Origin of the sequence: Streptomyces sp. NPDC093984 (assembly GCF_044764595.1) — a bacterium.
Taxonomy (GTDB): Bacteria; Actinomycetota; Actinomycetes; order Streptomycetales; family Streptomycetaceae; genus Streptomyces; species Streptomyces cynarae.
Map to the genome: position 1 here is coordinate 499,750 of NZ_JBIWIM010000002.1, position 12,778 is coordinate 512,527.

Here is a 12,778-nt window from a genome sequence, read left to right on the forward strand (position 1 = left end):
CGGGACCCGGAAGCCTTGTGCGTACTTCAAGGTGGACCGTGAATCGCTGAGTTTCACCGACTTTCATGAATTCGGTACCGCGATCGGAATGAGTGCGTACCCATGTGGTAAGGCGCCGTAAGTGGCCGTTGAGCAAGAGTGTTTGCTGATGTGAGGTGTCCGGACAATTGGGCGTGACTGAACGGAAGTTGAGCCTCAATGCGCCGTCGACGTGCATGACTGGTGCGATGCAGGGGGCCGCACGGGTGATCTTCGTGTGTGACACGGGTCCGATCAGTAATCATTCATTCGTCGAGGGTCGAGGATGACACCGTCCGTAGCCGCAGGCGCTGTGACACCCATGCGGAGGAAATCAAGTGCCCGCGCTTGAGGTGTGGTCAATCCACGTTCAAGGAAGGTTCTCTGGTGAGCCGTAGAACGATCCGAAGTTCACGCGCGAAGACCGCCACGCTGGTGTCGGCGGGCGCGCTTGCCGTAGCGCTCAATGTCGCCCCGAGCGCGACGGCCATCGCCGACGCGATCCACAAGTCCGGCGCCGACAGCGCTGTGACGCTGCCCAATCCGAACGGCGTCGAGAGCGCTGTCGGTGGCGACCGCGACCACGGGCCGAGGGGCGACCGCGGGCCGAAGGGCGACAAGGGCGACAAGGGCGACAGGGGCGAGAAGGGCAAGCAGGGCGCCACCGGGGCCACCGGTGCCACGGGTGCCACGGGTGCCACGGGTGCCACGGGCGCCACCGGCGGCAGGGGCGCCACCGGCGGCACGGGAGCGACCGGCGGTACCGGCGCGACCGGCGGTACCGGCGCGACCGGTGGTACAGGGGCCACCGGTTCGCCTGAGGACACCTACATCCTGGTGTCCGCGCCGGTCGTCGACGACCCGACTGCTCCCACTGCTGACGACACAGCGAGCGTCGACTGCACCGGGAACGACGTAGCCCTCGGCGGTGGAGGCGTCTCGTCGACCGGCTCCCCGCTCACTGCGAGCAATCCCATCGGTGTGGTGGGCAATCCGGCCTCCGGGTGGACGGTGACCAGGTCCGGAGCAGGAGGGACGCTCACCGCCTGGGTGGTCTGCGGCATCATTCCGGGGTAACTCCATGTCGGAGGCGGTTCCGTAGCTGCCTGTGTCATGCGGGAATGAGTGACGATGCTCCGAGGCTCGGGCCCCGGGGCATCGTCCGCGTTGTGCCCGCGCCCGCGGTCTCAATGAACTTGCCTGCTCGTTATGGCGGGACAGCAGCGTGAACGGCTTTCGCAGGAGGCTACGCGGCAGGTGGCAGGCCCCCCAGGACGGGCGCGGAAGACGGCGGAGCCCTTCCTGCAGGAGGCACAGGCTCCCGCAGGAAGGGCAGGCCCGGTCATCTCGTCGGCCGTGGCGAAACGTGCCCGATGAGCCCCTCGGCGAGCCGCTCGACCCGCTGGACGGACATGCTGTCGGGATCACGCAGGGCGAAGGCCCCCACCGCACTCGAGGGCGACGTCATCCGATGCTCTCTTTGGGGATCGGCGTCGGTGAGTGGTTCACGGAATCCCGGTATGGTTCCGGTACCTGAGGACGGAGCGAGGGATCAGCCGCCACTGCGCGGCGGAACGCATCCTTGGCCTCGTCGTCACGGCCCTTCGCCGCCAGAATCTTCCCCAGCTGCATATTGAGCGTGGCCGCCTTCGGTTGGGCGGCTGCAGCACGCTTCAGAAGTCCCACGGCCCGGTCGGGATCGCTCGTCTTCAGCATCATCGCCTCGCTGTAGAGAGCCGACATGAAGGACGGATCGATCTTCAGGGCCTTGTCGTAGGACGCACGGGCCTCGAATGTGTTGCCGCTCGTCTGCGCGATGACGCCGAGGCCGTACCACGCGAATTTGTTGTCGGGGTCCAGGTCCAGTACGCGCCTGTAGGCTCGGGCGGCACCCTGGGAGTCATGCCGTTGCTGCTGTTCAAGGGCGGTTTGCAAGAGCCGACCCGTTTCCTGGGTCTTCTGGGTCGCCGACATGGCCTTGGAATCCGGGAGCTCGGGCGACCCGGACTGAATCGCCCAGAAGGTCACGCCGGTGGCGATCGCCGCGGCTCCGGCCAGCCCTGCCCACAATCTCGTACGTTTCACTTTGTCACATCTCGTGGAATCGTGAGGGGTGGATGGGTGTGGCTGATCTCGGGCCGCCGGCGCTGAACAGACCGTGGCGGCGCCAGCAGGACCGGAATCCAACCACCTTCATTTCCGCCGACGTTACGAGGCCGTCCTGAAGTCGCCGCCATTCGGCAGGCACTTGGCGCACCAGACCACCCGAATGCACGCACAAGCCTGTGGTTCGCCGAAACGTTCGGCCGCCACTTGCGCTTGGCCGGCAAGGCCGTGACCGCGGTCGCTCGAGGCGATGGGAAAAATCTGCTTCGGTCCCGCCTCTTTGCGTCGCTTTGAGTGGCTGGATAGCGTCACATATCGGTCATTAGCCGCTGCTGAGCTGGATGGGACACGTGAAGCCAACGATCTGTCTGAACATGATCGTCAAGGACGAAGCCCCGGTGATCCGACGCTGTCTCGAATCCGTAAGGCCCTTGATCGACACCTGGGTCATCGTGGACACGGGCTCGACCGACGGTACTCAGGACGTCATTCGAGAGGTCTACAGCGATCTGCCCGGTGAACTGTACGAACGGCCATGGAAGGGATACGACGGAAGCCGCACCGAGGCGATCGAACTCGCCCGCAGCAGTGCCGACTACCTCCTCTTCATCGATGCCGACGACGTGATGGAGGTGCAGCCCGGCTTCCGCGTGCCGAAGTTGACCCTTGACGCCTACCGCGTAGCCATCCACCACGGACCCCTTGTCCATTGGCGCACCACCCTGGTCTCCACGCGGCTGCCGTGGCGGTACGTCGGCGTCCTGCATGAGTACCTCGAGTGCGACGCGCGGTTCTCCCAAGGGACCCTCGAAGGCGTCAACATGCTCATTGTGGGTGGCGGGGGCCGCCTCAGGGGTGAGGGCCTGCGTAAGAAGTACCTGCGCGACGCGGAGATCCTTCAGGAAGGTCTGGTCAAGGAGCCGGACAACGCCCGTTACGTCTTCTATCTCGCCCAGAGCTGGCGCGACGCCGGTGAGCCGGAGAAGGCCCTCGAGGCCTATGACCGCCGCGTCGCCATGGGTGGCTGGGGCGAGGAGGTCTACTGCGCCGGCCTCTACGCCGCACGGCTCGCCGAAGAGCTTGAGCAGCCACTCCTCGAGGTGATGCACCGTTACCTTCGCGCGCACGAGAGCCGTCCCACACGCGCGGAAGCCCTCGGCGACCTGGCGCGCCTGGCTCGGCTCAACGGGCCGCGATGGGACGTTGCGTACAAGTCTGCGCGGCGGGCGGCGGCGCTCCCGCGTCCCAACGACATCCTGTTTGTCGAATTCGCTTGGTACGACTGGCGCGCGCTCGACGAACTCGCGGTCTCCGCCTTCTGGGTAGGACAGTACGAGGAGTCGAAGAGGTGCTGCGAACGTCTGCTGAAAAGCGGGAAGCTGCCTGCTGAGCATCGCGACCGTGTGGTGGAGAACCTCGAGTTCGCTCGGAGCAAGCTGCGCTCGAAAGTGCTCACACCGTAGTGCTGTGGCGCCCGGTCCGCGCGTCTCTGGGTGTCCACGCGGACCGGGGCCGTCGAGGGAGCCGTCGGGCGGCTCGGGGGGTCAGCCCGCGGTGATCGGTTCGCGGGGGTCGGTCAGGGCGGCGCTGTGCGCGTCCATGCGTTCCGCCGACAGGATCGCCGCAGCCGTGTCCGCGCGGGACGCGGCCACCACCAGGGCGCGGCCCGCCAGTGTGTGGGCGCGGTGGTGGAGGGCCGTGACGCGCGGCTCCGACCCGCGTGCGGTGGTCGTCGCGCGCAGGGGTGCCACGCCACCGCGCAACCGCGTGACCTGCTCGGCGAGCCGTTCCGCGGCCGTGTCCAGGTCGGCGGAGGGGGCCAGGGCGCGCAGTTCGTCCGTCACCGTGAGAAGTGCCGCCAGATGACCCGCGAGCTGGATGTCCAGCTCCTCCTCGCGTGAACGGTGCGGGAAGTCGGCGTCGGTGGCGTCGGCCATCGTGTGGACCGACTTGGTGCGGATCGGTTCGTACATGAGATGGCCTCCTGACGTCTGACAGGAAGCCATCTTAGCTTAGAACTCGTCTAAAGTTGGCTGAATCTCGGAATGTGGTCGGCACTGACGCCACAGGAGCCAGCGCGAGCGTCACGGCTGGCTGTAGCCGTCCAGGAAGTTCCCGATGCGGGTGATCGCCGACGTCAGGTCCGCCACCGTCGGCAGCGTCACCACCCGGAAGTGGTCCGGCTCGGTCCAGTTGAAGCCCGTGCCCTGGACGACCATGATCTTCTCGCGGCGCAGGAGGTCCAGGACCATCTGCCGGTCGTCCTTGATCTTGAAGACCTGCGGGTCGAGGCGGGGGAAGAGGTACAGCGCGCCCTTCGGCTTCACGCAGGTCACGCCGGGGATCTGGGTCAGCAGGTCGTATGCCGCGTCCCGCTGCTCCTTCAGCCGTCCGCCCGGGAGTACCAGGTCGTTGATCGTCTGGCGGCCGCTGAGCGCCGCCACCACGCCGTGCTGGCCCGGCATGTTCGCGCACAGGCGCATGTTCGCCAGGATCGTCAGGCCCTCGATGTACGACTCCGCGTGCGCCCGGGGGCCCGAGATGGACATCCAGCCCACCCGGTAGCCGGCCACCCGGTACGCCTTCGACATGCCGTTGAAGGTGAGGGTCAGCAGGTCCGGGGCCACCGCGGCGGTGGGGATGTGCCGCGCGCCGTCGTAGAGGATCTTGTCGTAGATCTCGTCGGAGCAGATCAGGAGGTTGTGGCGGCGGGCGATGTCCGTCAGGCCCCGGATGACCGCCTCGTCGTACACCGCGCCCGTCGGGTTGTTCGGGTTGATGATGACGATCGCCTTGGTGCGGTCGGTGACCTTCCGTTCCACGTCCGCGAGGTCCGGCATCCAGTCGGACTGCTCGTCGCACCGGTAGTGGACGGCCGTGCCGCCCGACAGGGACACCGCCGCGGTCCACAGCGGGTAGTCGGGTGCGGGTACGAGCACCTCGTCGCCGTCGTCCAGCAGGCCCTGCATGGCCATCACGATCAGCTCGGAGACGCCGTTGCCGATGAAGACGTGCTCGACGTCCGTCTCGATGCCGAGGGTCTGGTTGTGCATCACGACCGCCCGGCGCGCGGCCAGCAGGCCCTTGGCGTCGCCGTAGCCGTGCGCCGTCGAGACGTTGCGGAGGATGTCCTCGAGGATCTCGGGCGGGCAGTCGAAGCCGAAGGCGGCCGGATTGCCGGTGTTGAGCTTGAGGATGCGGTGCCCCGCCGCCTCCAGCCGCATCGCCTCCTCGAGAACCGGGCCCCGGATCTCGTAGCAGACGTTGGCGAGCTTCGTGGACTGGATCACCTGCATGTCCGCGAGCTTACGGCCGCGTAACGGCGCACGCGGCGTGTTTTCCACCACGTGAGACGGGAGAGATCGGCCGGTTGTCGCCGCGACTGCACCACCAATCCCTCTCGCCTCTACAATGCGCCCACATGTCATGGCAGCATCACCCCGGTGACGGGGCGTACGGCCCGAATGACGGGGCATACGGGTCGAACGCCGCGAACAGCGCGGCAGCCGGGTACCCCGCCGGTGAGTCACATCCGGACGGCGGCGAGGACCGGAATCAGCCGAACGTGTATCACCCGTATGCCGTAGCGGAGCCGGATTACGAGGGTTACGTCGATCCCGCGGCCGCTCATGGCTGGCAGAACGCCTACGACGAGACCCGCGAGCTGCCGGTGACCGCTGTGACCCCGGACGGCCTCGGTGATCCCGGAGCCGTCGGGGAGACCCGCGCTTCGCGGCGCCGGGCCCGGACCCCGTCGCGCTCCCCCCTGCCTCGCCGTGCGGCCCTCGCCGTGGGCGCGCTCGGTGCCGTGGGCGTCGTGGTCGCACTCGCCGGCGGCTTCGGCTCCGGTTCCTCCGGCGCACCCGCGGACGCCGGGCAGTCCGCCCGGCCGAAGGCGGCACCGTCCGCGTCGCCCACGGAGGCGACCGGCACCGCATCCTCCACCGCCACCGAGCCGTCTCGTACCGCCGCATCGGCTGCCGTCACCGAGGCGTCCGCCAGTCCCGGCGGCTCCAGAGCCGCCGCCTCGGCGCCGGCGGCCTCCGGGACGCCCGCATCGGCCGCGCCCACCGCCGGGGCGCCCTCCGCCTCTCCCACCGTCACCGCGAGCACCACCACGCCGGGCAACTCCGGCGGCAAGCCCGGCCGTGGGCGGGGGGCCACCAAGTCGCCGAAGTAGGAACAGCCGCCCGGAGCCCGCGCCTGGAGCCCGCGGCCTGAAATCGCGGCCGAAAACCGCTCCTTGTCCCCGCACGCCCCTCCAATCACAATGCGCATGACAAATCGGGGTCGGCCGGAAGACCTCCGGCCGTCCACGTCATCGCACCTCATCGAGAGGGGACCCCCCACATGAGAAAGCCTCTCGCCGCCACGCTCCTCGCTCTGGCCCTGGCCGGAGCCGGCGCGGCGCCGGCGGTCGCGGCACCCGTGCCCGCCGGGACGGCGACGGTCACGGCGGCCGCCCCAGCGGCCATCGCCGCGTCCGCCGGGACGGCGACGAAGGACAGGACGGCCACGATCCAGGCCGTCGACTTCGCCGGCACCGTCTCGCTCAGCAACTGCTCCGGCTCCGTCATCCGCTTCCCGAACTCCGCGGACAGCGACCCCGCGCTCGTCCTGAGCAACGGCCACTGCCTGGAGACCGGATTCCCCGCACCCGGCGAGGTCATCGTCGACCAGGCCTCCAGCCGCTCCTTCGGCCTGCTCAACTCGTCCGGCACCAGGATCGCGACACTGCGCGCGAGCAAGGTCGCGTACTCGACGATGACCGACACGGACATCACGATCTACCAGCTCACCCGCACCTACGCGCAGATCAAGAGCTCCTACGGCATCAGTGCGCTCACCGTCGCCGACACCCACCCCGTCGCCGGCACCGCCATCAAGGTCGTCTCCGGCTACTGGAAGCGCATCTACAGCTGCAACATCGACGGGTTCGTGTACCGCCTGAAGGAGGGCGACTGGACCTGGAAGGACTCGGTCCGCTACACCTCCGCCTGCAACACCATCGGCGGCACCTCCGGATCGCCCGTCATCGACAACGCCACCGGCAAGGTCGTCGCCGTCAACAACACCGGCAACGAGGACGGTGAGCGCTGCACGGAGAACAACCCCTGCGAGGTCGACGCGAGCGGCAACGTCACCGTCCGCCAGGGCATCAACTACGCAGAGGAGACCTACCAGATCCCGGCCTGCTTCGGCGCCGGCAACAAGCTGAACCTCAGCGCGAGCGGCTGCGTCCTGCCCAAGCCGTAGCACCACCCGCCGCGGGGCGGGCGGTCACACGGGAGTCCTGCGGACCGACCGCCCCGCCAGTACGTCCGTCCGCCGCCCGTCCTCGATCACGAAGCGGCCGTCGATGAGGACGTACGGGATGCCCGTCGGCAGCGTGCGCGGCCGCTCGAAGGTGGAGCCCGCCGCGACCGTGGCCGGGTCGAAGAGCACCAGGTCGGCGCGGTGGCCCTCGCGCACCAGGCCCCGGTCCGGCAGGCGGAGGCGGGCCGCCGGGCGGCCGGTCAGATGCGCCACGCACTCCTCCAGGGACAGCACCCCCAACTCCCGTACATACCGGCCCAGATACTCCGGGAAGGTCCCGTACGCCCTCGGGTGCGGCTTGTCACCCTGGAGGATGCCGTCCGAGCCGCCGGTGTGGACGCGGTGCCGCATGATCGCCCGCACGTTCTCCTCGTGGCCCACGTGCTGGAGGATCGTCGAGCCGAGGCGGTCCTCGATCAGCAGGCGGCGGGCGAGGGTCCACGGGCTCTCGCCGCGCCGGTCCGCCGACTCCTGGACGCTCCTGCCGACGTACGACGCGAGCGCCGGGTCGGTCACGCCCGAGATCTCGACGGTGTCCCACTCGACGGGCACGCCGTGGCAGCCGTCGGCGCCGACGACCTCCATGTGGTGCCGGATCCGCTCGGCCGTCGTGTCGTCGGTGAGCCGCTTGAGGATCTGCGCCGGGCCGCCCTCGCCCGCCCAGCTCGGCAGCAGCGCCGCCAGCGTCGTGGAGCCGGGGGTGTAGGGATAGGTGTCCAGCGTGATGTCGGCGCCCGCCGCCAGTGCCTCGTCGAGCAGGGACAGTAGCTCGGGGGCGCGGCCCTTGTTCACGCCGAAGTTCATGGTGGCGTGGGCGAGGTGGAGGGGGCAGCCGGCCTCCCGGGCCAGGCCCACCATCTCCTCGTACGCCTCCAGGGCGCCCGCCCCGTAACTGCGGTGGTGCGGGCAGTAGTAGCCGCCGTAGGAGGCCACCACCCGGCACAGTTCGGTGAGTTCGGCGTCCTTCGCGTACATGCCGGGCGTGTAGGTGAGCCCGGACGACATGCCGACCGCGCCCTGTTCCATGCCCTCCGCGACCAGCCGCCGCATCCGGTCCAGCTCCTCGGGTGTCGCCTCCCGGTCCTCCCAGCCGACGGCCAGCATCCGCACCGTGCCCTGCGGGATCAGATAGGCCGCGTTGACCGCGATGCCCTCGTCCAGGCGGTCCAGGTACTCGCCCACCGAACGCCAGGTGAAGTCGATGTCGTCGCCGTACCCGTTCCAGCCGGTGATGGCGCGGCGCACCTCCTCGAGCGTGCGGTCGTCGACCGGGGCGTACGACAGCCCGTCCTGCCCGATGACCTCGAGCGTCACGCCCTGTGCGGCCTTGGCGCTGTGGTCGGGGTCGCGCAGCAGGGCGAGGTCGCTGTGCGCGTGCATGTCGATGAAGCCGGGGGAGAGGGCGAGGCCCTCTGCGTCCAGCTCCCGCACCGCCCGGGGGCGCTGGCAGCCCGCCTGGGCGGCCTCCTTGACGATCGAGACGATCCTGCCGTCCTTGATCGCAACATCGGCGCGGTAGGAGGGGTCGCCGGTGCCGTCGACGACGTCGGCGTCCCGGATGACGAGATCGGCGAGGTCGGTGAAGTCCACGGGGTCCATACCGTCCACGGGATCTCCTAGAAGAAGGTGCGGATGTAGTCGACGACCGTGCCGTCCGCCTCCGCCACCGGGATCAGCTGCCACTTGTCGAACGACGTGCACGGGTGCGACAGGCCGAGGCCGACCCAGTCACCGACCTCGACGTCCGCCTCCGGCGTGGTGCGCAGCCAGGCGTGCTGGTCGGACAGGGCGGTCACCGAGACGCCGGTGGCCGGCCGCTCCTCGCCGTCCCGGCGCACCACCTGGGCGAAGGGCAGGTCCAGGTCGTAGGCCGCGTCGCGCTTGCCCGCGTTGACGAAGGCCTGCTCCGGGCAGGGCCGGGACACCACCTGCGCCCACAGCCGGAACGCCGGCTCCAGCCCGCCCTCCTCGGGGATCCGGGTGAACGGGGTGATCCTGCGGTAGTGGCCGTCGTCGTGCGAGACGTACGCGCCCGAGCGCAGCAACTTCAGGACGGTCGCGGAGAGTTCGGGGATCTCGGTGAAGACGTCCGCGACCGCGTCGAACCAGGCGCTGCCGCCCGCGCTCACCACGATCTCGTCGCATCCGGCGAAGCGCCCGGCCATGTCGAGGTCGACGGCCAGCGCGACCAGCCGGCGCAGCCACGCGCGCACCCGGTCGGGGTCCGGCTGCGGCACCTCGCCCTCGTATCCGGCGACCCCGACCAGCCGCAGCGTCGTGGTGGCGGCCACCGCGTCCGCGACCGCCGCGCACTCCGCCTCCGTCCGCACGCCGGTGCGGGCCCCCTCACCGGCGGCCAGCTCCACGACCACGTCCACCGGGCGGGCGGTTCCGGTCAGCGCCGCGTCCATGAGTTCGACGCCGCGTACGGAGTCGACGTAACAGATGAACCGGAAGTCCGCGTCCGCCGCCAGTTGGTCGGCGACCCAGCGCAGGGCCGCGGGGTCGACCAGTTCGTTGGCGAGGAAGACCCGCTGGATCCCGAACTCCCGCGCCACGCGCACCTGGTGGGGTACCGCGAGTGTGATGCCCCACGCGCCGTGCTCGATCTGGCGGTGGAAGAGCTGCGGCGCCATCGACGTCTTGCCGTGCGGGGCGAAGGCGAGGCCGTGACGGGCCGCGTACGTCTCCATGAGCGTCAGGTTGTGCTCGAGGCGCTCGGCGGAGAGGGCCAGCACGGGTGTCGTGAATCCGCCGGTGAACAGATTGCGGCGCTGGGCGGCCAGCTCGCCGACGGTCAGGCCCTCGGCGTCCGGCGGGAGGCCCTTGAAGCGGTGGTCGACGCGTTCATCGGCCAGGCGGGCGAGCGCCTCGGTGCCCATGGAGCCTCCTGATCTGGGGTGTTGCAGTATGTGCAACGGTCATTGCGCGTTTCGCTTACGGCTGTCTAACATCTCGGCCGACACGGGGTCAACGGACGCCGGCCGAACCCGCACCCCACAGAGGAGCTATGACCATCGTGACCACCGACGGATCCCGCAAGGCCCCCGACGTCGTGGACGTCGTCGCGCTCGGCGAGTCCATGGTCACGTTCCTGCCCACGGTGCCGGGGCGGCTCGCCGACGTTCCGTCCTTCGAGCGAGCCATCGGCGGGGCCGAGTCCAACGTGGCCTGCGTGCTCGCGGCCGCCGGGCACTCCGCGCGCTGGGTGAGCCGGGTCGGCGCGGACGGCTTCGGCGACCACCTCGTGGAGACGATCGGGGCGTACGGCGTCGACGTGTCGTCCGTACGGAGGGATGCGGCGCGGCCCACGGGCGTCTACTTCCGCACGGCCGGGGACCGGGCCAGCGACGCCCACGAGGTGGCGTACTACCGGGCCGGCTCGGCGGCCTCCGCGATGACGGTGGACACCGTCGACCTGGACGCCGTGCGCGCCGGCCGCGTGCTGCACCTGTCCGGGATCACGGCCGCGCTGTCCGGGCCCTGCCTGGACCTGCTGCGCGAGCTGACCGCGCCCCGCCCCGGCCGCCCGCTGGTCTCCTTCGACGTCAACCACCGTCCCGGGCTCTGGCGCGACGCGGCGGGAGTCCGGGTGCTGCTGGAACTGGCGCGGGGCGCGGACATCGTGTTCGTGGGGGACGACGAGGCGCGGGAGGCGTGGGGACTGCACGGCGCCCGGGCCGTCCGGGAGGCGCTGCCCGAACCGCAGATCGTCGTCGTCAAGCACGGTCGGGGCGGGGCGACGGCGCTCGGCAAGGACACCGACGGCCAGGGCGAGGACGCCACGGGCACCGCCGCCTTCGTGCCCGCGCTGAACGTCGACGTCGTGGCCGCCGTCGGAGCCGGGGACGCCTTCGCCGCCGGTTTCCTCTCCGCGACCCTGCGCGGACTGCCCGTCCGGGACCGGCTGCGCCACGGCCACCTGATGGCCGCCGCCGCGCTCACCGTCCCCGGCGACCTCGCCACGCCCCCCGCCCGCGACCACGCCGACCGCCTGGCCGCCCTCGACGACACCGCGTGGGGGACACTTCGACTCGGCCCCGGCTGGACCGAAGCCGCACCGCGGGCCGAGGAGGAGGTACCCACGCCATGAGCCAGACCGTCGACCGGGCGCTGAGCATCCTGCCGCTGCTCGCCGAGGGACCCGCCGATCTCGGACAGGTCGCCGACCGGCTCGGTGTGCACAAGTCCACCGCGCTGCGCCTGCTGCGCACCCTCGACGAGCACGGCCTGGTCTACCGCCAGTCCGACCAGCGCTACCGCCTCGGCGCCCGTCTCTTCGCCCTCGCCCAGGAGGCGATGGAGAACCTCGACATCCGCGAGATCGCCCATCCCCACCTCGTGCGCCTCAACGAGGAGTGCGGCCACACCGTGCACCTCGCCGTCTACGAGGAGAACGAGGTGCTCTACATCGACAAGGTGGACAGCCGTTACCCGGTCCGCATGTACTCCCGGATCGGCAAGCCCGTCGCCATCACCGTCGCGGCCGTGGCCAAGCTGCTCCTCGCCGACCTGCCCGACGCCGAGCGCCGCGCCCTCGCGGAGAAGCTCGACTACCCCCACTACACGGCCCGTTCCACCCCCAACGCCGCAGCGTTCCTGCGCGAGTTGGAGCAGGTGCGCGAACAGGGCTGGGCCACCGACCTCGGCGGCCACGAGGAGTCCATCAACTGCGTTGCCGCCCCCATCCGCGGCGCCGACGGACGGGTGGTCGCCGCCATGTCGGTCTCCGCACCGAACGTCGTCGTCACCGCCGAGGAACTCCTCACCCTGCTCCCGCAGGTGCGCCGTACCGCGGACGCGATCAGCGGCGAGTACTCCGGCAGAACACCAGTAAGGGACCCCGAATGACGGACAAGATCGCCCTCACCCCGAAGACCCACACCACCCCGCCCGCGAAGTTCTCGCACGGCGTGAAGAAGGGGAACATCCTCCAGGTCGCCGGCCAGGTCGGCTTCCTGCCCGCCGAGGAGGGCAAGCCGCCCACGCCCGCGGGACCCACCCTGCGCGAGCAGACCCTCCAGACCCTCGCCAACGTCAAGGCGATCCTCGAGGAGGGTGGCGCGACCTGGGACGACGTCATGATGATCCGCGTCTATCTGACGGACGTGGACCACTTCGCGGAGATGAACGAGATCTACAACGCCTACTTCGAGGAGCAGGGCCTCACCCAGCCGCCCGCCGCCCGGACCACCGTCTACGTGGGCCTCCCGGCCGGCCTGCTGATCGAGATCGACGCGCTGGCCGTCCTCGGCTGACGCACCGGCGGCTCCCGCTCACTCCCGCACTCCGTACGCCGTCACGGCGCGGCGCCCACCACCCCCTGGGGCGCCGCGCC

12 protein-coding genes are annotated in these 12,778 nt (G+C 70.1%); 7 read left to right on the forward strand and 5 right to left on the reverse strand.

What is annotated here, in order from left to right; genetic code table 11:
* The first annotated feature begins 405 nt into the window (after positions 1-405).
* Positions 406-1,095 (forward strand): hypothetical protein, encoded by a 690-nt coding sequence (locus ACIRC0_RS10090; protein ID WP_403613755.1) that lies wholly within the window; start codon positions 406-408, stop codon positions 1,093-1,095.
* A 387-nt stretch (positions 1,096-1,482) separates the two neighbouring features.
* Here the strand turns inward: ACIRC0_RS10090 and ACIRC0_RS10095 are convergent, their stop codons facing one another.
* The gene (locus ACIRC0_RS10095) at positions 1,483-2,103 is read right to left on the reverse strand and encodes a tetratricopeptide repeat protein (RefSeq protein WP_403613757.1); all 621 of its coding nucleotides are present in this window, start codon (positions 2,101-2,103) and stop codon (positions 1,483-1,485) included.
* Between the two features lie 371 nt (positions 2,104-2,474).
* On the opposite strand from ACIRC0_RS10095, the gene ACIRC0_RS10100 reads away from it, so the two are divergent.
* A complete protein-coding gene (locus ACIRC0_RS10100) occupies positions 2,475-3,587 on the forward strand; it encodes a glycosyltransferase (protein ID WP_403613759.1) in 1,113 nt (370 codons plus the stop codon).
* An 81-nt stretch (positions 3,588-3,668) separates the two neighbouring features.
* Here the strand turns inward: ACIRC0_RS10100 and ACIRC0_RS10105 are convergent, their stop codons facing one another.
* Positions 3,669-4,097 carry a hypothetical protein gene (locus ACIRC0_RS10105; RefSeq protein ID WP_403613762.1) on the reverse strand — a complete coding sequence of 143 codons (429 nt, stop codon included), beginning with the start codon at positions 4,095-4,097 and terminating at the stop codon, positions 3,669-3,671.
* A 111-nt stretch (positions 4,098-4,208) separates the two neighbouring features.
* The gene (locus ACIRC0_RS10110) at positions 4,209-5,420 is read right to left on the reverse strand and encodes a pyridoxal phosphate-dependent aminotransferase (protein WP_403613764.1); all 1,212 of its coding nucleotides are present in this window, start codon (positions 5,418-5,420) and stop codon (positions 4,209-4,211) included.
* Between the two features lie 125 nt (positions 5,421-5,545).
* Here ACIRC0_RS10110 and ACIRC0_RS10115 point away from each other — a divergent pair, with 125 nt between their 5' ends.
* Both ACIRC0_RS10115 and ACIRC0_RS10120 read left to right on the forward strand, forming a co-directional pair.
* On the forward strand, positions 5,546-6,304 hold the full coding sequence (locus ACIRC0_RS10115; RefSeq protein WP_403613766.1) for a hypothetical protein: 759 nt from the start codon (positions 5,546-5,548) through the stop codon (positions 6,302-6,304).
* Between the two features lie 170 nt (positions 6,305-6,474).
* The gene (locus ACIRC0_RS10120; protein ID WP_403613768.1) at positions 6,475-7,380 is read left to right on the forward strand and encodes a serine protease; all 906 of its coding nucleotides are present in this window, start codon (positions 6,475-6,477) and stop codon (positions 7,378-7,380) included.
* 24 nt (positions 7,381-7,404) lie between these two features.
* Here the strand turns inward: ACIRC0_RS10120 and ACIRC0_RS10125 are convergent, their stop codons facing one another.
* Both ACIRC0_RS10125 and ACIRC0_RS10130 read right to left on the reverse strand, forming a co-directional pair.
* Positions 7,405-9,039 carry an amidohydrolase family protein gene (locus ACIRC0_RS10125; protein WP_403614703.1) on the reverse strand — a complete coding sequence of 545 codons (1,635 nt, stop codon included), beginning with the start codon at positions 9,037-9,039 and terminating at the stop codon, positions 7,405-7,407.
* Positions 9,040-9,056: 17 nt separating this feature from the next.
* A complete protein-coding gene (locus ACIRC0_RS10130; RefSeq protein WP_403613771.1) occupies positions 9,057-10,322 on the reverse strand; it encodes an amino acid deaminase in 1,266 nt (421 codons plus the stop codon).
* Between the two features lie 128 nt (positions 10,323-10,450).
* Between ACIRC0_RS10130 and ACIRC0_RS10135 the strand changes: the two genes are divergently transcribed.
* From ACIRC0_RS10135 to ACIRC0_RS10145, 3 genes are read left to right on the forward strand one after another with little or no spacing between them, the layout of a single operon-like run.
* Positions 10,451-11,533 carry a sugar kinase gene (locus tag ACIRC0_RS10135; RefSeq protein WP_403613773.1) on the forward strand — a complete coding sequence of 361 codons (1,083 nt, stop codon included), beginning with the start codon at positions 10,451-10,453 and terminating at the stop codon, positions 11,531-11,533.
* Positions 11,530-12,291: an IclR family transcriptional regulator gene (locus ACIRC0_RS10140; RefSeq protein WP_200419042.1), complete on the forward strand. Its 762-nt coding sequence runs from the start codon at positions 11,530-11,532 to the stop codon at positions 12,289-12,291. The genes ACIRC0_RS10135 and ACIRC0_RS10140 overlap by 4 nt, the downstream gene beginning before the upstream one ends.
* On the forward strand, positions 12,288-12,698 hold the full coding sequence (locus ACIRC0_RS10145) for a RidA family protein (protein WP_403613775.1): 411 nt from the start codon (positions 12,288-12,290) through the stop codon (positions 12,696-12,698). The genes ACIRC0_RS10140 and ACIRC0_RS10145 overlap by 4 nt, the downstream gene beginning before the upstream one ends.
* The last annotated feature ends 80 nt before the right edge of the window (positions 12,699-12,778 follow it).

Excerpts from the sequence above, each read along its gene's own strand:
- ACIRC0_RS10105 (WP_403613762.1), bottom strand. The coding sequence starts at position 4,097 with ATGTACGAACCGATCCGCACCAAGTCGGTCCACACGATGGCCGACGCC.
- ACIRC0_RS10110 (WP_403613764.1), bottom strand. The coding sequence starts at position 5,420 with ATGCAGGTGATCCAGTCCACGAAGCTCGCCAACGTCTGCTACGAGATC.
- ACIRC0_RS10115 (WP_403613766.1), top strand. The coding sequence starts at position 5,546 with ATGTCATGGCAGCATCACCCCGGTGACGGGGCGTACGGCCCGAATGAC.
- ACIRC0_RS10120 (WP_403613768.1), top strand. The coding sequence starts at position 6,475 with ATGAGAAAGCCTCTCGCCGCCACGCTCCTCGCTCTGGCCCTGGCCGGA.
- ACIRC0_RS10125 (WP_403614703.1), bottom strand. The coding sequence starts at position 9,039 with ATGGACCCCGTGGACTTCACCGACCTCGCCGATCTCGTCATCCGGGAC.
- ACIRC0_RS10130 (WP_403613771.1), bottom strand. The coding sequence starts at position 10,322 with ATGGGCACCGAGGCGCTCGCCCGCCTGGCCGATGAACGCGTCGACCAC.
- ACIRC0_RS10135 (WP_403613773.1), top strand. The coding sequence starts at position 10,451 with ATGACCATCGTGACCACCGACGGATCCCGCAAGGCCCCCGACGTCGTG.
- ACIRC0_RS10140 (WP_200419042.1), top strand. The coding sequence starts at position 11,530 with ATGAGCCAGACCGTCGACCGGGCGCTGAGCATCCTGCCGCTGCTCGCC.
- ACIRC0_RS10145 (WP_403613775.1), top strand. The coding sequence starts at position 12,288 with ATGACGGACAAGATCGCCCTCACCCCGAAGACCCACACCACCCCGCCC.